Source organism: Ekhidna sp. ABH4_415, from assembly GCF_056161305.1.
On sequence record NZ_JBSWYW010000003.1, the window covers coordinates 292,246 to 313,603 of the forward strand.

The window sequence follows — 21,358 nt, forward strand, 5'->3', positions numbered from 1 at the left end:
AATGAAAACTGATCAAATTGCTAATCAAGCTGAAATAAAAGAAATCCTTCAAAAAGGTTCCAAAAGGATTGCACCACTGTGGTCGCTTGAAAACTTTGTGGCAGTAAATCCATATCTCGGGATGGCAGATACCCAATTTGCTGATGCTATTGATTTCCTCCATAAAACCGGTAAAATAGAGGGAACCTTACCCAAGTCATTTTATCTGGAAGCGATTCGGCAGGGACGAATAGTGCGAACAGATATACAGAAAGCACTGGATAAAGCTTCGGAAGACTATGAAAAGGATGATGCAGACACCTTTCTTCACGAGATTTATGAAGTGGAGGAAGCATCTGGAGATTTACACGTGAAAACGCTAGTGGATGTGGCTAGCGAAATCAACGGTAAGAAATGGCAAAGATTCATGGTAGATCGGATTTCCTTTTGGGCCTCTGCCTATTTTGACACCAAGCAAGCCATTTGGAATACCGCTAAGGCACGTAAGTCGATCTTTAAAGCTTGGAAGCGCGAGGCTGAAGTAGATTTTGCTTCTTCTGCCATGGGGTTGAAAGGATTTAGGAAGTTTATCAAGCAGCTTCCCGACGATCACCTGAAGGCTTCTGCAATCGCTTTGAAGATGTTGGATTTGCCAGAGAATATGCTGTATAGCTACCTCAACAGTCTCTTGATGAAAATGAATGGTTGGGCTGGGTTTGCCGCCCGAATCGATTGGGATGCTGGTCTCAAGGGTAGAAAAAGCCAGGTGTTAGAAGAATTCCTGGCCATCATGCTGGTATGGGAACTTACCTTGCTGAAGCTTCTACCGTACAAAAAGCTTGATCAAGCGTGGAGACAAGCCAAGCTGGAAAGTAGTGCCATCATTTTTAACCAGGAGATAAGCAGAGATCTGGCTCAGAGGCTGATTTTACAAGAGGCATTTGACATGGCCAACCAACGAATGATCATTGAAAAGATCAATAATCAAAAGTCGAGTCCTAAAGAAGCATCCATACCAATGGCTCAGGCTATATTCTGTATTGATGTGAGGTCTGAGTTGTTCAGGAGAAAGCTTGAAGCTACCCACCCGGATATTGAAACTCTAGGATTTGCTGGTTTTTTCGGCTTCCCAATTAAGCATCGCTCACTCGCTTATGATCAGGGAGAGGACCAGTGTCCGGTATTGTTAGCACCTTCTTATACCATTAAAGAACGAATCAATGATTTGGATGAGAACAGAGAGGCCATTGATCGAAGGAAGTTTCAATTTCACATCAAGAAGGCATGGAAGTCTTTTCGATCAGGAGCGATCAGTTGCTTCGGTTTTGTAAGTCCGCTGGGGATGTTTTTCCTTCCAAAGCTCATAGCTGATTCTTTGGGAATAACAAGGCCCGTAACGCACCCGGACCAGGTGGGATTAACCAAAAAGCAAATAGCAAACAAACAAGTAGAAGTTGAGGCACTTGGAATTGGTGAATCCATGGGAATTCCCCTGAGCGACCGAGTAAGCATGGCAACTTCTGCGTTGAAAGCTATGTCGCTAACAGATAATTTTGCGCCGGTGGTTTTGATCACAGGACATGGATCCTCTACGGTGAACAACCCGCATGCAACCGGACTTGACTGTGGCGCTTGCGGAGGGCATTCCGGTGAAGCCAATGCGAAAGTAGCCGCTACGGTATTAAATGATCCGGAAGTTCGAAAAAGGCTGGTAAAGGAGGGAATTGAAATTCCAAAATCGACGGTTTTTATACCAGCGCTGCACAATACCACTACCGATGAGGTTACGATTTATGATCGTTCGGTCAAGCTGTCTTCATGGCACTCAGATCTGGTAGGCGAACTTAGAAATTCGCTAAATCTGGCTGGCGAAGAAGCGAGGAAAGAGCGAGCCAATCGTATGAATATTACGAATGGGGATGTCTCTGATCAGGTTATTCAGCGAAGTAAAGACTGGTCACAAGTACGTCCGGAGTGGGGGCTGGCAGGATGCTCCTCATTTATAGTGGCTCCTAGGGAAAGAACCTCGCAGGCAGACTTTGGAGCCAAAGCGTTCATGCATAATTACAGCTGGCAAAAGGATAAGGGGTTCGAAGTATTGGAGACAATCATGACTGCACCGATGGTTGTTACAAGCTGGATCAATCTGCAGTATTATGCATCAACAGTGGATAACAAGCGATTTGGGTCTGGCAATAAAACTCTACATAATGTAGTGGGTGGAATAGGTGTGCTGGAGGGCTTTGCCGGAGACTTACGGGTAGGGCTACCCTGGCAGTCAGTGCATGATGGGAATAATTATCAGCATGAGCCTCAGCGCCTGAATGTAATCATTGAAGCACCTGTGGATGAGATCAGTAAGATTCTGAAAAAACATGACTCCATACGTCACTTGTGTGATAATGAATGGATTTTCCTTTTCGTAATTAATGACGAAGGTAAAGTGAAGTACAAGTACGTTGGAGGTTTAGAATGGGATATAGTTGAGTAGCACATAGGTAGTGTAGTGAGTCCATTAATTTGGAGTTGTGCCCTCTGGATGAAAGACCGGAGGGTTTTTTGTTTGAAGTCTTAATTTGTGTATTGCCATTATGAGTTTCTTTGGGTGAGTCTTTCAAAATGACTAAGTGATTTACGTTTGCTCATTACGTACTTAACTTAAACCCTTACTTTCAGAAATTCACTCTCCTGAAAACGAGGTTTCCTGATCAATTTTATTGATTGAATCAGGGGAAATATTAGTATCCTGAATTTTTGAATAAACGATGGAGAACATGGACTTAAAAAAGCTGGAAGAACTTATTAATAAGATAATTCTTCTAAATCATGATAATCAAAGAGAGAGCGAACACCTTGTTAATGATAATCTCTCTAATTCAATTGAAGTAGTAAAGCAACAATTCGGAGCGTATCTTGAAGACCACTTATTCGAAATATATGACGATTATTTTGAAGATGACGAGATGAAACCATTGGATCAGTACTTCTCGCTAAATGGTGTTAAAGTACACGGAGACGAGCTAGGATTAAATGAGCTGAGTGTATTCATCAAACCATACCCTTTACGTATCGAGCTGGCAAATCAGGAGTGTAATTTCAGAAGTGTTGTTTGGCAGGAGGCAGCTTAATTCTCAGAATTCAAGAATGTTTTAGTGGGGCTGTTGTGTGGATTAGATAGTTCTGCCAAGTAAATTTTTCTAATGCATTTTGTTAACCCAATCAATGATCACTGTTAAAAATAGGCGTAATTTCATCCACTTTTAATGTGTTTTAACATTGAAATGTATTTCACCTTTTAAAATTGACGTTTTGCCTATGAGATTAAATATTATCATTTGATAAAGTTAGATTTACAGCCGATTAAGCGAGTAGAAAAAATGAATTTATGAACATCGACAGATCACTGGATCTCGAGATAAATGAGCGACTTGGGATTTGCATGCTGAAAGGCTGGTCCGTCGGAAACGAGTGTAGTTCGCACTACGATGAAATTTTAACGTTTATAGAGACGCACCTAAAAGAAAATGAACGACTAACAGCTTATTTCAGCCTCGATTTTTTTGATAAGGAATCCCTCAGATATTTATTTAAAATCTTTAAGGTTTTAAATAGATATCATCACGCCGGTAAGAAAATAACTATCAAGTGGAGTTGGCGGATGTCTTCCAGCCTAATGAAGCTATCTGGTGAAGATTTTGAAGAGCTCCATGATTTTCCTTTTGAAATCTTTGAAGAGTAAAACACCACCTAAATTATATAGGTAAAACATCACCCTCTTATTAAGTGACTTTTTCCTTATGCTTCGTCCAACGTCTATATCAGACGTTTATGACGGGAAAAAGGACCTATATCTATTCGGCCTATTTGGTGGCGGATAAAATTGACTTAGCATCTTATCGGAAAGAATACTCAAACAAATTGATTTCCGGAAGTTCCTCAGAATTGTACTATCAATTGGCAGAACACCAATACATGTTCATTTTGAATTATGGAGTGGTGGTCTTTTCTAACATGAAACAAGGAGACATGCAATGGGAGATCAACCGTATTACCACCTATGGATGCAACCTCAAACTTAATCCTGTTGAGGATGATCTGAAAGTGGAATACACAAGCGAAAAGCAGATACAAATCGGATTTAATGAGTTAACGATCGGTAGGTTTGATCATAAGGTAAACAAGATGGTGATGATGAACCTCGCACAAACAGTGACCATTGATCATTATTCGATCCTGGGTGAGCAAATACTAAGTAGCATCAATAATCACACGGATCTGATGCGTAAAAAGGGCCGAATTCTTCTGAGTAAACGCAAAGCACTACAGTTTATCGGCACCACCCTTTCCACTAAAAACACCATCGCACAACATCTTTACATTTTGGATAGTCCCGATGTGGCTTGGGAAGATGAATTTTTGGATCAGCTACACAAACAACTGGTGAAGCATTTCGAGCTAGCCTCCCGATACAAATCGCTGGAGACTACCTTGCAGATAGTTGGAGACAACCTGGATGTATACCTTTCATACAACAACCACAGGGAAAGCAGTAGGCTGGAATGGATCATCATTATTTTGATTGTGATAGAAGTGATCGATACACTTCTCTCCAAAGTTATTTAGGTTAAATACCGACCATTATGTGTTTTAGATGTCAATCTCTTTGAAAGATGACATCCATCGATTCAAGAATCTGACAATGAGGCACATAAGCGGCATGTATCATTATATCACTCCTAAATTCATATCCGAAGCAATCCGCTTGATTTTTAATTCATGGATTTGCTTTTGTATTTCATTGATGCGCTTCATTGACTCATCTCTCAGTTTAGGGTTGTTTCTAACGCTCTCTGACTGAAGATTGGCCAATACAATATCCATCTCATTAATGAGCAATTGGATTTGATCATAATATGGGGTCTTCGATTTCATTTTATCTATTCCTTATCGATCTGACGAGAAATAGTAAAAAAGTCACACCGGCATTATTTCAATTTGAGCTGCTCTCCATATAGCTTATTTATGGTTTCTTTAGCTCGCTTTAGACGCATTTTAACAGCACTCTCCGAAAGACCAAGTGATTGCTGTATATCCTGAATGGAATGCTTTTCCTTGTATTTGAGAAGTAAAATCATTTTTCCTTCTGGAGTCATTTGGTCCAACAAGCTCTCCAGTATTTCAATGGTCTTTTCCTCTGGAATTTCCTCGTCATGATCCACTATATCAAATACCTCATCGGCCAGCTTCTCAGTGATTACCTCATGGGTGCTTTTCTTTTTGGATCTCAGGAAATCAATGCAGGTATGATAAATGATACTGTAGAGCCATGTAGACAGTTTCGCCTCTTCCCTAAATTTGGCTAGCTGAGTAAAAACTTTAATTAATACTTCCTGGGTCAGGTCTGACGCTGCATCCTTGTCTTTTACATACGATTGGCATTTATTGTAAATGTATTTTTCATATCGTTCTACAAAGACAGAAAAATAACGATGATCACCACTTTTCATTCGAAGGACAAGTGCTTCATCACTTAATTTCTCAGCCTGATTACTCATAAAAAATATGTGACTTATTGTAAATGCAGCGTCCAAGATAGAAAAGAATACCACGGATGCTTTTGCAAGAAGAAAGAAAATACATCAAAATTTTACCTCAGCCAACAGATGTGAGTTGCGGGCCCACCTGCTTACATGCAGTGTACAACTATTATGGAGACCAATTAGATCTTAATAGGGTGATCGATGAAGTCACACAAGTTAATGGTGGGGGAACCCTTGCGGTAATGCTAGCCAACCATGCATTGGCTCGTGGATATAAAACGCAGATATATACTTATAATCTACATGTATTTGATCCGACCTGGTTTCAGCTGGAGGTAGATATCGTTGAAAAGCTGAAAGAACAATCCCGACACAAAAAGTCGAACAAGCTGAAGCAGGCAACAAACGCATATTTGAGATACCTGCAATCTGGCGGAAAGCTGTTTTTTGAAGAGTTGACTCCTGATTTATTAAAAAGATTTTTGCAAAAACGAATGCCTGTTCTCACAGGATTAAGTGCAACCTATTTGTATCAAAGCGCACGAGAAATTGGCGAGCTCAATGTGTATCACGATACCAAAGGAGAGCCAAGTGGTCACTTTGTGGTTTTGTGTGACTATGATGAAGCCAACGATAAAGTTCTGATCGCTGATCCATTGGATCCCAACCCGATCAGTGACACCAATCAATATTACGCCGTTGATACCCAGCGAGTGGTAAACGCAATTTTGCTTGGTATTGTAACATATGATGCAAACCTTTTAATTATTGAGCCAACAGATGCAGCGATTAATCATAACTGAGAATCCGGAAAATTGGAAGATTAATGTAGCGGGTGTACAACTAGTATCTCCCTCTGCTTACATCAACAGTGAAGAATATGCTCGACAGAAAAGTATAAAAGTCATAAATCTCTGTAAGAGCTACCAGTACCAGTCTGAAGGCTACTATATTTCATTATTAGCAGAGGCAAGGGGTCACAAGTCTTTACCCGTAACGTCAACCTTAATGGATTTTAAGCTGCCCAATCTGGCACGTGAAGATGCCCAGGATTTTGATCACCTGATACAAGATGAACTGGAAGATTTGAAAGCTGAAAATAAACTTGAATTTAATATCTACTTTGGTTCAAGCTCTAACCCATCACTGACTAAAGTGAGCCAGTTGCTTTTCAACCTGTTTCAAATGCCGATACTAAAGGCCATTTTCATGAAAAAAGATAAATGGCAGTTGCAGTCTCTCAAGCCAATCAATCCGAAGGATTTAGAAGATCATGAAAAAGAGGAGCTGACTAACGCCCTCACGCTTTTTCTAAAAGGAAAAAAAATTGTTCGGAAAAATTATCAGCGTAAAAAGTACGACCTGGCCATTCTGCTAAACCCTGATGATCCTAATCCTCCATCAGACCCTAAGGCATTACAAAAATTTGTAAAGGCAGCTGATAAAGTGGGTTTCAGTACAGAGTTTATTACGCGAGCAGACTATGGTAAGCTCACTCAGTTTGATGCGCTATTTATTCGTGAGACCACAAATGTAAACCATCACACCTTTCGGTTTGCCCGAAGAGCAGAGTATGAAGGTTTGGCCGTCATTGACGACCCTAATTCTATTTTGAAATGCACCAATAAGGTATATCTCAATGAGCTTTTGGCAGCAAATAATATCCCCACACCAAAATCTGTGATTATTCAGAAGAATAACCATGATGCAATCAAAATGGAGTTTCCTTACGTGCTTAAGCAGCCTGATGGAGCGTTTTCAAAAGGAGTGAAAAAAGTCAAGGATAAGGCTGAGCAAACTTTGCTGTTAAAGGAATATTTTCAGCAAACAGACTTAATGATAGCTCAGGAATTCATGCCAACCACCTTCGATTGGAGAGTGGGTGTACTGGGTGGGGAGGTGATCTATGTGTGTAAATATTATATGGCAAAAAATCACTGGCAGATCATCGATTGGAAATCCACGAACAAAGATCGGCTGGGTGATAGTGAGACAATCCATGTACATATGGCGCCAAAGAACCTGATTTCGATTACGCTCAAAGCAACAAAACTTATAGGGAATGGATTGTATGGAGTGGATGTAAAAGAAGTAGACGGAAAGTTCTACATCGTTGAGATTAATGATAATCCAAGCATTGAATCAGGAATAGAAGATGAAGTGGATAAGATGGATTTGTATGTTAAAATAATGAACCATCTAATGAAAATTGTTCAATCCAATTAAACTATGAGCAAGCGATTACACCTATTCCAGGGATATGGTATTGAGCTGGAATACATGATAATAGATAGAGACACGCTAGATGTAAAACCAATAGCTGATGAGCTCTTGAAAGAGGCACTTGGAAAATATGGCGAAGAATTCAATAATGGTGCAGTTAGCTGGTCCAATGAATTGGTTCTTCATGTTTTGGAGCTCAAATGTAGCTCTCCAACTGCTGATCTGATTCAACTGGAGCATGATCTGCATCAAAATATTATTGAGGTAAACGAACGCCTAAAAAAATTCAATGCTCGACTCATGCCTACAGCCGCTCACCCATGGATGGATCCTAAAAAAGAGACTTTCCTGTGGCCGCATGGAAATTCAGAGATATATGAAAAATACAACGAGCTATTTGATTGCCAGGGACATGGATGGTCCAATCTGCAAAGTACACACTTGAATTTGCCCTTCTATGACGATGAAGAGTTTGCCAAGCTGCATACTGCTGCTAGGTTAATTCTTCCGATTATACCCGGTCTTACTGCCAGCTCTCCAATTCTTGGTGGTGTATACACTGACTACCACGATCGGAGAATGGTATATTACAAAAACAATCAAAGACGATTTGATAGTATTACCGGAAAGGTTATTCCTGAGGGAGTAACCTCTCGTCATCAATATCAAAAACAAATTTATGATCGTATAGTAAAACAGATTAAATCACACGATCCTGAAAATATACTGGATCCTGTCTGGGTAAATTCCAGAGGTATTATTGCCAGGTTTGATAGAGGTTCGATTGAAATCAGAATTGTTGATATACAGGAAAGCCCCAAAGCTGATCTAGCCATTTTGGCGCTGATTATCCATACCATAAAATTATTTGTGGAAGGTAAGTTGACTGACTATCATACGCAGCATGAAGTGGAAGTTGAGCCACTTTACGTTTTGCTAAAAAAATGTATCAAGAAGAGCAGTGATACAATCATTGATGATAAAAGCTATCTGAAAGCATTGGGTATGGATCAGGAAAAAGTTTCTGTTATTGATATATGGAAACACTTCCTTGATTTGAGCACGAAGCATTATCCGGAGAAAATGACACACTGGATAGATCCTTTGAATCAAATTTTTGAACATGGATCATTAGCCAAACGGATACTGGATGTGACCAATGGTCAATACACAAAGGAGAATTTAAAGCTGATCTACCAGGAGCTGAGCCAGAACCTGGAGGAGAATAAAATTTTTGAACCATGCGACACGTCCATATCCTTGTAACCTGTGAGCATGCGGGAAATCAAATCCCTAAGCCTTACGAATACCTTTTCCATGATAGGCATGTAATATCAACCCACAGAGGTGTCGATTTGGGCGCAGTAGCGTTTGCTCAGCAATTATCTGATGGTTTAAGAGTTAAATTATTTGAAACTCGCATCAGCCGACTGCTCGTAGACTGCAATCGAAGTGTCCATAACCCGCAGATATTTTCAGAGTTTGTAAAACCCCTAAGATCTGAGGAGAAAAACGTCATCCTGCAGAAGTACTATTACCGATATAGGAATTCGGTTGAGAGCTACATTCGTCAGCAGCTGATTAAGAAGCCGGTAATTCATATTTCCATGCATACCTTCACGCCTGTCTGGGAGGGAGTAGAAAGAAACATTGACGTTTCTCTTTTATTTGATGAGAATCGGAAGCTTGAGAATGATTTATGTATGAGTTGGTATGATAGAATACAAGAAGAATTGGTGGATTTTGATGTGTTTACGAATGTGCCTTATAAAGGGTCGGACGATGGATTCACTACCTATTTGCGTGAAAAATTCCCATCACAAGGCTATATAGGAGTAGAAATAGAAATCAACCAAAAATGGGCAGATACCCAACAAGGTAAAAAATTCGTTTCTGTATTACAGTCTACCCTAGAAAAGACGTTGGAAAATCAATTGGAAACGATCCAATGAAAATAGATAAAACGATATTAATTGATGAATGCCTTGAACTAATTGCACTACACAAGAACCAGCACTGTGAGCAAAAAGATGACGAATCCGATCTGCACTGGTATCAACGAATCCACGCATTATTGAACGATATAAAGGAAGAGCCCGATAGAAATTCTGCCAAGGACAGGTCGAGTGTATTGCTAAAAGCAATTAGTGAGTTGATCGCTGATGAGTCTTAAAATTTTCCTTGAAATAGTATGTGACCTTTTATTGGATTTGCGTCATATATCTGTGATTAGGTAGGTGAAAAATACCGGCAGCTTCGAAAGAAATTCCTCGTGTGTTGCCGGTTACTTCTTCCTATCAGTTTCAAAAAGAATAGACATACAATGAAATTAAAACTGATGGCTATTTCCTTGCTGGTGATAGCTGGGTGTAGCAAAGAAAAGGAGACTACTCAAACGGAGGAGTTTAGTAAGATTGATTCCCTACAGCAGGTAGTGGACGAACACCAATACGCGGTGGCTTTGTTGAATCAGGTGGGACTATACCTGGATTCGATTGATGCAAACAGAAAAATGATCACGTTGGATTTGGAAACTGGTCTGGATGAACAGGATTATATCCAGCGGATGAAAAGCCTGGATGAATACACCAGAAAAGCAGAGTGGACGATTGCCGAGCTGGAAAAAACCAGGAGTGCGTATGCTTCTCAAGTAAAAAGACTGAAAAAGCAAATCAGTGATCAGGAAAACCAGATCGCGGTTTTACAAATAAGTGTAGAGGAGTTTAAAACTAAAAATGCACAGTTGGCTGATGATCTGACGCTTACGAAAGAGCAATTAATTGAAACACAAGTAGCACTGGAGTTTAATGAAAACTCACTGATTGACTCAGAGGAGCGTGTATCTCAAATGGCTGAGAAATTAAGCTTGTCGGAAGCTGAGACAATGTATGCCAAGGGAGAAGGCCTTGAACTTATGGCAGAAAAAATTGAGTTTGCTCCAAAGAAGAGAAAACAAACGCTTGAGCAGTCTTTGGCTTATTACAAAAAAGCGATAGAGCTTGGGCATGTGCCCGCCAAAACCAGAGCGGAGAACGTTCAAAAACTCTTGAAATAACACCGATTGAAGTTGGACGATGAGTGGAAAAAGAGGAGGTATTAAAGCCTCCTTTTTTTGTGACCTTTTAAAGGTAGCACGTCTAATAGTAAAATAACATTATGCCAAGAGTAATACTTGTACTGGCTGCCATATTTTCCCTGGTGTTTTTCGGATTTTTGATTCATAGTGAAAAAAACAGGCAGGATGAATCAGAAGAAAGTGATGAAGTATGCTAGGTCAATTCCTAACAAAAACCTTATCGCTTTCAGGATGGTGGGTTTGGTAAAGATGGTAGTTGATACCATCTTTCAACCCTACATCTGGCACTATGATGCTCTTTGCTTTTGCTGCCTTCATCACGGCTATGTAGATATCTGAAGCAGGAATGATTACATCGGCCCGATCAGGATTCAGTTGTAGTTTATTGAGGCGATCATCCAACGATAAATTTTTTAACACATCCTGAGTTCTCATCAGTGTATTAAGTGACATTTTACGTGTCTTTTTCTCAAGATTAGAAAGTTCAAATAGCTTATTTATGTTACCACCAGTACCAACCGCGGTTATTTTTTCTCCTTTCTTAAAGGCGTGCTGAGCCACCCATTTTCGCATTTCTTCCCAAGCCTCCGGTGTATCTCTTCCTTCCAGCGTTCGTACTGAACCAATCTTAAAGGAGTGAGCAAATACTTTCTCATGCTTTTCATAGATGTTGAGCTCAGTACTACCACCCCCTACGTCAATATGAATGTAGTGACCATCGTCCAGCCCTTGCAGGATGACTTTGTTAATCATCTCTGCTTCTTGCTCTCCCGAGATGATCTCAATATCCAAATCTAGCTTCTCTTTGACTTTATCGACGATTTCTTTCCCGTTCTCTGACTCCCTCATTGCAGAGGTAGCACATCCGAAATATCCATCTATCTCATACAGGTCAATCAGGTTTTTGTATGCGTTCATCAGCTTAAAAAAGCGCTCCTCATTGTATTCACTGATTCGACCCTCGGAGAATACATCATGGCCTAATCGAAGAGGGAATCGCACATACTCCAGCTTCTTGAACGTGATCACCGTTTCATACTCAATCACCTTGGTAATTTGTAACCTTACCGCATTCGAACCGATATCTATCGCTGCTAACTTCATGTTTGCCTAAAGGTAATACGTGAATGTTTGCGAGGAATTATATTCTAATATATTTGCACTACTTATCAAGAAAGACCGAGGGACTGGGCCCGTTGACGTCTTAGCAACCTGACTATCAGTATGTGGTTTTCGGTGCTACTTCCCATCCCTAATGCACGGGAGCAGATGAGCGAATCCGATCGGAACTTTCTCTGGTAAGTAAACTTTAAACCGGAGAATGAATAAACTATTAGAACTTTTATATCAGAAAATCCTGGTGCTAGATGGAGCCATGGGTACCATGATTCAGCGTCACAAGCTGGAAGAAGAAGACTTTAGAAACGACGCACTAAAGGATCATTCCAAATCGCTGAAGGGCAACAATGACCTTCTTTCCATTACTCGACCAGAAATAATAAAAGATATTCACTCAGCATATTTTAATGCGGGCGCTGATATCGCTGAAACCAACACCTTTTCCGGGACTACCATCGCTCAGGCTGATTATGGGTTGGAAGATTTGGTATATGAATTGAATTATCAATCGGCGAAAATCGCCCGCGAAGCAGCGGATGAATTCACTGAAAGGGAACCCGACAAGCCTCGTTTTGTAGCAGGAGCGATGGGGCCAACCAATCGGACAGCTTCACTTTCTCCTGACGTAAATGATCCCGGATTTCGAGCGATCACGTTTGAAGAGCTGCGAATTGCATATAAGCAACAAGCAGAAGCATTGATAGCCGGGGGAGTGGATATGCTTTTAGTGGAGACTGTCTTTGATACCCTCAATGCTAAGGCAGCTCTTTATGCCATCGATGAAATCAAGGAAGAGCGGAAAATTGACATTCCGGTGATGGTCTCCGGCACGATAACGGACGCATCCGGGCGAACGCTTTCAGGTCAAACAACTGAAGCATTTCTTATTTCTATCCAACACATGGATTTGTTAAGTGTCGGATTGAATTGTGCATTGGGAGCAGCTCAATTACGCCCATACTTGAAGGTTTTAGCTGATAAAGCTGATTTTTTTGTAAGCGCGCACCCAAATGCTGGCTTGCCAAACGAATTTGGCCAATATGATGAAACACCGGAGATGATGGCCAATCAAATCAAAGAATTTCTAGAAGAAGGTCTTGTAAATATTATAGGCGGGTGCTGTGGAACTACACCGGAACATATAGCTGCGATTGCTGATTTGGCTGCAAATTATGAACCAAGAAGGAAGGAGGTACTTGTATGAGACCATTGATCCTCTCAGGTCTAGAACCATTGATTGTCACCGAACACACCAACTTTGTCAACGTCGGTGAGCGTACCAATGTGACCGGATCGAAACGATTTGCCAGGCTCATTTCCGAAGACAAGTACGATGAGGCGTTGGACGTAGCACTCGATCAGGTGCGTGGAGGTGCCCAAATCCTGGACGTGAATATGGATGAAGGGATGCTTGATGGGAAGAAGGCGATGATCAGGTTTTTAAATCTCATCGCTTCCGAACCAGAGATCGCACGCATTCCAATCATGATTGATTCTTCTAAATGGGAGATCATCGAAGCAGGGCTACAATGTATTCAAGGTAAGGGAGTTGTCAATTCCATCAGTATGAAAGGTGGAGAAGCTGAATTTATCGAGCAGGCAAAAAAAGTCAAACGATATGGTGCGGCCGTAGTAGTGATGGCGTTCGATGAACAAGGGCAAGCCGACAGCTATGAACGACGTATTGAGATTTGTGAAAGAAGCTATCGCATCCTTGTAGACCATGTGCATTTCCCTCCTCAGGATATCATTTTCGATCCTAATATTTTCCCTGTAGCAACCGGAATAGCCGAACATAATAATAATGCAGTCGACTTTTTCAGGGCCACCAAATGGATCAAAGAAAACCTCCCCGGAGCAAAAGTGAGTGGGGGAGTTAGTAATGTTTCGTTTTCATTCAGAGGCAATAATATCGTGCGTGAAGCGATGCATTCTGCTTTTCTGTATCATGGGATAAAGGCAGGCATGGATATGGGTATTGTCAATGCCGGAATGATTGAAGTATACGATGAAATACCTAAAGACTTGCTTGAGCATGTAGAAGATGTTTTGTTGAATCGGAGAGAAGATGCTACAGAAAGGTTGCTTGCATTTGCAGAGAATGTAAAAGGAGAAGGCAAAAAGAAAGTAGAAGACCTAAGCTGGAGAGAGGCATCTGTGGAAGATCGTTTGTCACATGCCCTGGTTAAGGGAATCATTGATTTTGTTGAGGAAGATACAGAGGAGGCTCGTCTGAAATATCAAAGCCCCTTGAAAGTGATTGAAGGTCCGCTAATGGATGGGATGAATATCGTGGGGGATTTATTCGGAAGCGGGAAAATGTTCTTGCCCCAGGTGGTAAAAAGTGCCAGGGTAATGAAGAAATCAGTCGCATACCTTACACCGTTTTTAGAAAAAGAGAAGGCGTCTGGAAACACCAAAGGGAAAATTCTATTAGCTACTGTTAAGGGAGATGTGCATGACATTGGAAAAAACATAGTTGGGGTTGTGATGGCATGCAACAACTTCGATATTGAAGATATGGGAGTGATGGTACCCGCAGATAAAATTTTGGATCGTGCAGAGGAAATTGGTGCAGATATCATTGGTTTGAGTGGACTGATTACACCATCATTGGATGAAATGGTATATGTGGCTGAAGAGATGAATCGGCGTAAGATGAAAACGCCACTGCTAATAGGTGGTGCCACAACCTCCAGAATTCATACTGCAGTAAAAATTGCCCCAAAGTATGATCAAACGGTTGTGCACGTGTTGGACGCCTCAAAAAGTGTTGGTGTTTCGACCAATTTATTAAGTGATAAATCTGATGAATACAGCAGGCTTATAAAATCAGAGTATAAGGATCTGGCTTCCGATCATGCCACCCGAACGGAGGCTAAGAATTACATTTCTTATAAGGAAGCTAAGAATAATGGCCTAGCAGTTGATTGGGATGATCACGCTCTGGCTAAACCAAATAAATCAGGAATCACCATCTTCGAAGATTATGATCTGTCAGAAATCCGAAAGTATATCGACTGGACGCCTTTCTTTTCTACCTGGATGCTTAAAGGGAAATATCCGGCCATTTTGGAAAATCCTACGGTAGGAGGCGAGGCAAAGAAGCTACTAAAAGATGCTGAAGAAATGCTTGACGAGATCATTTTGAATAAAACACTTCAGGCCAATGCTGTGGTCGGATTATTTGAAGTAGCAAGAGAGGGAGATGACGTGAAAGTTGTCGGAAGTGATCAATCTTTTCATTTCGTAAGACAGCAAGGGAAAAAAGCACCGAATATCCCTAACCTTTCACTAGCTGATTTTCTTAATCCTAAAGGAACCGATTTTATGGGTGGATTTGCTGTAACAGCAGGAATCGGTCTGGAGAAACTGATTGCAAAATACAAAGCTGAGCATGACGACTATAAGGAGATCATGGCCAAAGCCCTGGCTGATCGATTGGCTGAAGCTTTTGCGGAGTTGATACATGAAAAGGTAAGAAAAGAGCTTTGGGGATATGCGAATGATGAGAAGTGGTCAAATGATGATTTGATTAAAGAAAAATATCAGGGCATTCGTCCGGCACCCGGCTATCCAGCCTGCCCGGATCATACAGAAAAACAAACGCTGTTTCATCTGCTGGAAGTAGAGAAAAATACAGGCATCACACTTACAGAATCCTATGCGATGTATCCTGCAGCTGCAGTTAGTGGATTTTATTTTTCACATCCGGACTCGAAATATTTTGGGCTCGGAAAGATTGGGAAGGATCAAGTGGAGGATTATGCCAATCGCAAACAAATGAAAGTAGAGGAGGTTGAAAAATGGCTAGCGCCGAATTTGAATTATAAATAAATGAAAGTAACCGAACATATAGCAAACGCAGATAAAACACTTTTTTCACTGGAGATCATTCCACCCAAAAAGGGAGACAGTATCAAAAACCTTTTTGATCAGATCGATCCTTTGATGGAGTTCAACCCACCTTTCATAGACGTGACCTACCACCGGGAGGAGTATGTGTACAAAGAACGAGAAAATGGATTGCTAGAGAAGCGAAGCATCAAGAAGCGGCCGGGAACGGTGGGTATTTGTGCTGCTTTACAAAACCATTATCAAATCGATGCAATCCCCCACATCATTTGCGGAGGCTTTTCAAAAGAAGAAACAGAGAATGCGCTAATTGACCTTAATTTCCTGGGGATTGATAATGTACTGGCACTTAGAGGAGATAACATCAAATCAGAACGAGAATTCAAGCCCGAACCTGACGGAAACGCTTATGCCTCTGACCTGGTAGAGCAAATCGCTGCGATGAATAAAGGTGAATACCTGGATGAAGAGCTGCAAAATGCCATTCCTTCCAATTTCTGTATTGGGGTGGCCGGTTATCCGGAGAAGCACTTCGAAGCTCCAAATATGAACTTTGACTTGAAATGGCTAAAGAAGAAAGTTGATTTAGGAGCGGAGTACATTGTGACGCAGATGTTCTTTGACAACAAGTTTTACTTCAAGTTTGTAGAGGATTGCCGTGCTATGGGAATCAACGTTCCCATTATTCCGGGAATTAAGCCTGTGGCTGTGAAAAGACATTTAACGATACTCCCTAACATCTTTAAAATAGATCTACCGGATGAATTGGAGCAGGAAATAACCAGGTGTAAAGACAATTCCCAAGTGAAGGAATTAGGAATAGAATGGGGCATTCAGCAATGTCGTGAACTAATTGAATACGGAGCTCCGGTCATCCATTTTTATAGCATGGGAAAATCAGATGCCATTCAAAGAATAGCAAAGGAGTTTTTTTAGTTTAGCGTTCCAATAAAAACAGTACCGAATACTTGATGAAAATCATTGAATGCCCCAGAGATGCCATGCAAGGACTGCATGACTTCATTCCTACAGAAACCAAGGTTGATTACATCAATCTGCTACTTCAAGTTGGTTTTGATACCATCGATTTTGGAAGCTTTGTTTCACCCAAAGCTATTCCTCAAATGAGAGATACCGCAGAGGTATTAACGGGTTTGAATCTGGCAGAAACCAAATCAAAATTACTAGCCATAGTAGCTAACATCCGGGGAGCTAAGGATGCCTGCCAGTTTGATGAGATCAGGTATCTGGGGTACCCACTTTCGCTTTCTGAAACTTTCCAGCAACGAAATACCAATAGATCTATAAATGACGCTTTTAATGATTTAGCTGAAATGCAGGAAATTTCTGAGGATCATGAAAAAGTATTGGTCGTATACTTATCCATGGGTTTTGGAAATCCCTATGGTGATCCTTACGAGATGGATTATGTGGGTGAGTTCGTGGATCGGTTGGATAAAATGGAAGTGCAAATCATTTCGTTGGCAGATACCATAGGTGTGTCAGAGCCGCAAAATATCTCCACTCTCTTTGAAACACTGATTCCAAAGTTTCCCCACATTGAATTTGGAGCTCATTTACATTCTACACCTGATACCATCAAAGAAAAAGTGAAAGCTGCTTATGAGGCTGGGTGCCGACGAATGGACGGAGCAATCAAAGGGTTCGGAGGCTGCCCGATGGCCAAGGATGATCTAACCGGGAATATGGCTACTGAAGTAATGCTTTCATGGCTCAATGAAAATAATGTCGAAACAGGCTTAAATCAGAAAAAATTTGAAGAGGCTCTAGCTGTAGCCCCTTCAGTATTTGGTTAAGTCAGTCCAAATTTCTTGCCCGGCATGCTTTTCACCAGGTTTTTGAATTCCAGGCTGAGCAGGTGAGAGGCGACCTGATTAATCGGTATCTGCGTTTTCATGGCAATCAAATCAATTTCAAGAGGAGACCGATTCTCATTGAGTAGCTCGTAAATAGATTGCTCTTCCTGTGTTAGTTCCGGCATCACTTTCGGTTTACTGTCTTCCTGGGTGATGTCCCAGTTTAAGTGATAGATCAGGTCTTCAACTCCTGTATAAATAAGTGCCCTTTGAGTTGCGATTAGTTTGTTAGTGCCTTCAGAGAAGGTATGCCCGACATCCCCGGGAACAGCGAAAACCAACCGATTGTATGAGTCGGCAATATTAGCTGTAATTAATGCTCCTCCTTTTGCTGCCGCTTCTACCACAATAGTTGCATCGGCCATGCCGGCTATGATCCGATTTCGGGCCGGGAATAGGTGAGGATCAGGCTTGGTTCCTGGGACGCTCTCTGAAATAATAGCTCCGGTTTCCTGCAACTGTTCAGCATATTTTTTATGAACAGATGGGTAGATTCGATCCAGCCCTCCGGCGAGGATGGCCAATGTTGGAGTGCTTGCATTCAGGCTTGCCTTATGCGCCTGAATATCAATCCCGTAAGCCAACCCACTAATTACGGTCACATTGAGACTGGCAAGATCCGCCACGATTTTATCTGTGATGCTTTTGCCGTATTCGGTAGCCTTTCTTGTGCCTACTACGGCAATTGATTTTTTAGGATTGAGGTCTCCAGCTCCCTTCTTATAAATGATGTTAGGAGCATCGGGAGCTTGTTTGAGTCTGTTTGGGAAAGAGGAGTGAGTATAGTGGAGCACTTCAGCTCCAATTTTTTCCGCAGAATTAAAAATAGCTTCAGCTTCTTTGAAAGGACTCGACTGCTTAATAAGGTCAGCCATTTTCTCACCTACGCCGGGAATCTTAAGCAACTTACTTTTTGAAGCACGAAAGACTTCAGTCGCCGAACCGCAGTAGCTCATTAGCTGCTTCGTTCCTTTGTTACCAACACCTGGAATCAGCTCCAGCGCAATCTGGAAAACCAACTCCTCGGACATGGACTATAATTCTTGCTTAAGGTCAGTTAGAAATTTTCGAATTTTCTTGAGCGACTCGATCATCTCCATTTTATCAGAAGCTGTGTCACCACCATTAGCAATAAAGTCACGGGCGCCCTGTAGGGTGTATCCTTTTTCTTTTACTAAATGATAGATCAGTTTGACGTTTTGAAGATCTTCCTTGGTAAACTGTCTGTTTCCTTTTCGGTTTTTCTTGGGTTTGATGTTGTCAAACTCACCTTCCCAAAAACGGATAAGTGAAGTGGCTACACCCAATTCATCGGCTACCTCACCGATGGTGTAGTACTTCTTTTCAATTTCCTTTTCCTTGTAGGGCACTGTAGGTGAATAGGCTTTTAATTACCAAGATAAACTATGTTCCCTTTATCATCGATGGTCACGGGATTTTCAGGGAAGTCATCCAAAGATAATCGTTGGATTGTTTTTATAGAAGAAAGATTCAAATCATTTCTTGGTCCATGCGAATAACTTTGTCGAAAGGCGTGAATTTTTCCGTTCAAAAACCTACCTGATGCATCCGTATTTATTTCAAGTATAGGAGCTTCACCCGCCAGACCTCTCAAATTAAATCTCCCGTAAGTAAGAAAATTACCAAGGCTATAAGCTATGATGCGCTCTTTGTACACTTCAATAGCCCGAACAATGTGTGGCCCATGACCCAATATCACATCGGCTCCATTGTCAATCATCAAGTGGGCCAGCTCATACACATTTCCACGATCTTCTCCGTAGTAATATTCCCGTTCTCTTGTAACATGTTGATGTTTTGATCCTTCTGCTCCGGCATGAAAGGAAGCAATAACAATGTCTGTTATTGTATCCAGGTGCTGGATGGTGGCTTTGACATTTTCATACTGATGGATGCTAACCGTCCCTCTGTTTGGAGCGAAAGCGCAAAAACCAATCTTGAGATGACCAATTTTTGCAATGGTGTATGGTTGATCTTCTGATCCGGCATGAGTAATACCTAACGAATCCAGCACTCGCTGAGTATTCTTTCTTCCTGTTTCACCAAAGTCATTTGCATGGTTATTAGCCACACTCATCAGGTCGAACCCACTTTCCACAAAATTTTGAGCAATGTATTCTGGCGACCGAAAGAGATAACAGAGCTTAGGGTTATTGCACTCTTTTTGTTCCCCGCCATCATTTAGAATGGTCCCTTCTAGGTTGCCAAATGTTATATCTGCCTGCTTTAGAATAGGCCTTACCTCATCCCAGAGGTAGGCTCCATTTCCTCCGGGTAAATAGGAGCGGTCAGGAAAGTTTGTGCCCCCCATGATGTCACCAACGGCCGCAATAGTAACGGTATCGGGTAGCAGTCTTTCCATAGGGATGGGTATTTCTTCTTCCAGACCAGATAGCGTATCGCCTTTTTGAGTGATCAGGTAGATGGTATCAATTTCTACATCCTTTGCAATAGTGTCTACAGGAATTGCTACCGGCGATGATGGCGCTTTTTTGATTGACTTACAGGCCCAAACGGAAATGAAGATTAGAACAAGGTGTTGTGCTTTCATTGAGTACAAATAAAAAAGCGGTTAGCCAGATTTGACCAACCGCTTCTAAAATCTTTTCAAAAAAACTAGTAATTACCCATTGATTGATTCTCAAGAGATGATAGTCTCAAAATCTCAGCATATTCTTCATCACTTAAATCCTGATAGAAGAAATTAACCGGGTTCACTTTCTTATTGTCTTTGATTACCTCATAGTGAAGGTGTGGTGCAGTGGACCCTCCGGTATTTCCGGAATATCCGATCACCTGACCTCTTTTCACTTTTTGTCCAGGCTTAACCAGGAATTCGCTCAGGTGAGCATACAATGTTTGATATCCAAATCCATGATTGATTTTGATATGTTTTCCGTATCCACCAAATCTTGTCTTAGTATAAGCGATCGTTCCATCTCCAGTTGCATAAACCGGTGTGCCTGTTGGTAAGGAGAAATCAGTTCCTGTATGCATCTTTCTTACTTTGTAGATGGGGTGCATTCGATAGCCAAACCCAGAAGCCAGACGTTTCAATTCTTTGTTAGAAACAGGCTGAATAGCTGGCATGCTGGCAAGCAGGGCTTCCTTATTCTTAGCCATTTCTACAATATCGTCATACGATTTGGTCTGAATGTACATCTGCTTTTTCAGCTTGTCGATACGCTGCATATTGGATAAAATCAGCTCCTCACGTTTCAATCCTTTTTCCAATAATTCACGATATCTGTTGGATCCACCAACACCCGCTGATCTGATTTCATCTGGAATTGGTTCTACACCAAATACCACACGGTAGATATCATCATCACGCTCTTCCAGTACAGCAAGCATTTCGTTTGCTTCTTCCAAATCTTTTTCAAGAAGTTCGTAGTAAAGTTTTAGTTCTTCATTCTCTTTTCGCAGTGACGCCTTTGCTGGTGATTCAAAGTAGTGATCTGTCACAAAAAAGATTCCTAATCCAATAATTGAAGAAACTACAAGGAAACCAAGCAGGTTGAGCACAATGTCCCAGGAAGAGACTTTTATCCGCTCGTACCGGCAAGATTCTGTGTCATAGTAGTACTTAATTTTAGCCATGGGTTGATAGGGTAATTGTCGTAATTTTGTAAAATCAGTTTATTCGGTGGTTTACAAATTACCGCTGC

General features: G+C 41.3%; 21 protein-coding genes and 1 riboswitch. Of the genes, 14 read left to right on the plus strand and 7 right to left on the minus strand.

Annotation, left to right across the window (positions count from 1 at the left end):
- The first annotated feature begins 1 nt into the window (after position 1).
- The 4 genes from ACXAH9_RS06630 (at position 2) to ACXAH9_RS06645 (ending at position 4,602) form a co-directional block, all read left to right on the plus strand.
- On the plus strand, positions 2-2,470 hold the full coding sequence (locus ACXAH9_RS06630; RefSeq protein WP_474894069.1) for a YbcC family protein: 2,469 nt from the start codon (positions 2-4) through the stop codon (positions 2,468-2,470).
- A gap of 283 nt (positions 2,471-2,753) precedes the next feature.
- Positions 2,754-3,107 carry a hypothetical protein gene (locus ACXAH9_RS06635; protein ID WP_474894070.1) on the plus strand — a complete coding sequence of 118 codons (354 nt, stop codon included), beginning with the start codon at positions 2,754-2,756 and terminating at the stop codon, positions 3,105-3,107.
- 257 nt (positions 3,108-3,364) lie between these two features.
- Complete coding sequence (locus tag ACXAH9_RS06640) at positions 3,365-3,718, plus strand: SiaC family regulatory phosphoprotein (protein ID WP_474894071.1); 354 nt, start codon at positions 3,365-3,367, stop codon at positions 3,716-3,718.
- An 89-nt stretch (positions 3,719-3,807) separates the two neighbouring features.
- Positions 3,808-4,602, plus strand: a complete 795-nt coding sequence (locus ACXAH9_RS06645; RefSeq protein ID WP_474894072.1) for an RMD1 family protein — start codon at positions 3,808-3,810, stop codon at positions 4,600-4,602.
- Positions 4,603-4,704: 102 nt separating this feature from the next.
- Here the strand turns inward: ACXAH9_RS06645 and ACXAH9_RS06650 are convergent, their stop codons facing one another.
- Together ACXAH9_RS06650 and ACXAH9_RS06655 are read right to left on the minus strand one after the other, a co-directional pair.
- A complete protein-coding gene (locus ACXAH9_RS06650; RefSeq protein WP_474894073.1) occupies positions 4,705-4,911 on the minus strand; it encodes a hypothetical protein in 207 nt (68 codons plus the stop codon).
- A 53-nt stretch (positions 4,912-4,964) separates the two neighbouring features.
- Positions 4,965-5,534, minus strand: coding sequence for an RNA polymerase sigma factor (locus tag ACXAH9_RS06655; RefSeq protein ID WP_474894074.1), 570 nt, complete (start codon positions 5,532-5,534; stop codon positions 4,965-4,967).
- A 56-nt stretch (positions 5,535-5,590) separates the two neighbouring features.
- On the opposite strand from ACXAH9_RS06655, the gene ACXAH9_RS06660 reads away from it, so the two are divergent.
- The 6 genes from ACXAH9_RS06660 (at position 5,591) to ACXAH9_RS06685 (ending at position 10,797) form a co-directional block, all read left to right on the plus strand.
- On the plus strand, positions 5,591-6,322 hold the full coding sequence (locus tag ACXAH9_RS06660; RefSeq protein WP_474894075.1) for a C39 family peptidase: 732 nt from the start codon (positions 5,591-5,593) through the stop codon (positions 6,320-6,322).
- Positions 6,300-7,745, plus strand: coding sequence for a RimK family protein (locus ACXAH9_RS06665; protein ID WP_474894076.1), 1,446 nt, complete (start codon positions 6,300-6,302; stop codon positions 7,743-7,745). The genes ACXAH9_RS06660 and ACXAH9_RS06665 overlap by 23 nt, the downstream gene beginning before the upstream one ends.
- A 3-nt stretch (positions 7,746-7,748) precedes the next feature.
- Entirely contained in the window at positions 7,749-9,008 is a 1,260-nt protein-coding gene (locus tag ACXAH9_RS06670) for a carboxylate-amine ligase (protein WP_474894077.1), read from the plus strand.
- Positions 8,984-9,694, plus strand: a complete 711-nt coding sequence (locus ACXAH9_RS06675; RefSeq protein WP_474894078.1) for an N-formylglutamate amidohydrolase — start codon at positions 8,984-8,986, stop codon at positions 9,692-9,694. Before ACXAH9_RS06670 ends, ACXAH9_RS06675 begins: the two co-directional genes overlap by 25 nt.
- Positions 9,691-9,915, plus strand: coding sequence for a hypothetical protein (locus ACXAH9_RS06680; protein ID WP_474894079.1), 225 nt, complete (start codon positions 9,691-9,693; stop codon positions 9,913-9,915). The genes ACXAH9_RS06675 and ACXAH9_RS06680 overlap by 4 nt, the downstream gene beginning before the upstream one ends.
- 150 nt (positions 9,916-10,065) lie before the next feature.
- Entirely contained in the window at positions 10,066-10,797 is a 732-nt protein-coding gene (locus tag ACXAH9_RS06685; RefSeq protein WP_474894080.1) for a hypothetical protein, read from the plus strand.
- 219 nt (positions 10,798-11,016) lie between these two features.
- Here ACXAH9_RS06685 and ACXAH9_RS06690 read toward each other — a convergent pair whose 3' ends face one another.
- Positions 11,017-11,922, minus strand: coding sequence for a Ppx/GppA phosphatase family protein (locus ACXAH9_RS06690; protein WP_474894081.1), 906 nt, complete (start codon positions 11,920-11,922; stop codon positions 11,017-11,019).
- Between the two features lie 59 nt (positions 11,923-11,981).
- Positions 11,982-12,094: riboswitch (SAM riboswitch) on the plus strand.
- A 45-nt stretch (positions 12,095-12,139) separates the two neighbouring features.
- Between ACXAH9_RS06690 and ACXAH9_RS06695 the strand changes: the two genes are divergently transcribed.
- From ACXAH9_RS06695 to ACXAH9_RS06710, 4 genes are read left to right on the plus strand one after another with little or no spacing between them, the layout of a single operon-like run.
- Positions 12,140-13,141 carry a homocysteine S-methyltransferase family protein gene (locus ACXAH9_RS06695; protein ID WP_474894082.1) on the plus strand — a complete coding sequence of 334 codons (1,002 nt, stop codon included), beginning with the start codon at positions 12,140-12,142 and terminating at the stop codon, positions 13,139-13,141.
- A complete protein-coding gene (gene metH, locus ACXAH9_RS06700; RefSeq protein ID WP_474894083.1) occupies positions 13,138-15,774 on the plus strand; it encodes a methionine synthase in 2,637 nt (878 codons plus the stop codon). The genes ACXAH9_RS06695 and metH overlap by 4 nt, the downstream gene beginning before the upstream one ends.
- Complete coding sequence (metF, locus tag ACXAH9_RS06705) at positions 15,775-16,728, plus strand: methylenetetrahydrofolate reductase [NAD(P)H] (protein WP_474894084.1); 954 nt, start codon at positions 15,775-15,777, stop codon at positions 16,726-16,728.
- Positions 16,729-16,763: 35 nt separating this feature from the next.
- Entirely contained in the window at positions 16,764-17,609 is an 846-nt protein-coding gene (locus tag ACXAH9_RS06710) for a hydroxymethylglutaryl-CoA lyase (RefSeq protein WP_474894085.1), read from the plus strand.
- Here ACXAH9_RS06710 and dprA read toward each other — a convergent pair.
- From dprA to ACXAH9_RS06730, 4 genes are all read right to left on the minus strand, one after another.
- Positions 17,606-18,700, minus strand: coding sequence for a DNA-processing protein DprA (dprA, locus tag ACXAH9_RS06715; protein ID WP_474894086.1), 1,095 nt, complete (start codon positions 18,698-18,700; stop codon positions 17,606-17,608). The genes ACXAH9_RS06710 and dprA overlap by 4 nt on opposite strands.
- 3 nt (positions 18,701-18,703) lie before the next feature.
- Positions 18,704-19,039: a MerR family transcriptional regulator gene (locus tag ACXAH9_RS06720; RefSeq protein ID WP_474894087.1), complete on the minus strand. Its 336-nt coding sequence runs from the start codon at positions 19,037-19,039 to the stop codon at positions 18,704-18,706.
- 17 nt (positions 19,040-19,056) lie between these two features.
- A complete protein-coding gene (locus tag ACXAH9_RS06725; protein WP_474894088.1) occupies positions 19,057-20,241 on the minus strand; it encodes a CapA family protein in 1,185 nt (394 codons plus the stop codon).
- 65 nt (positions 20,242-20,306) lie between these two features.
- Positions 20,307-21,290, minus strand: a complete 984-nt coding sequence (locus ACXAH9_RS06730) for a M23 family metallopeptidase (protein WP_349563301.1) — start codon at positions 21,288-21,290, stop codon at positions 20,307-20,309.
- Positions 21,291-21,358 lie beyond the last annotated feature (68 nt).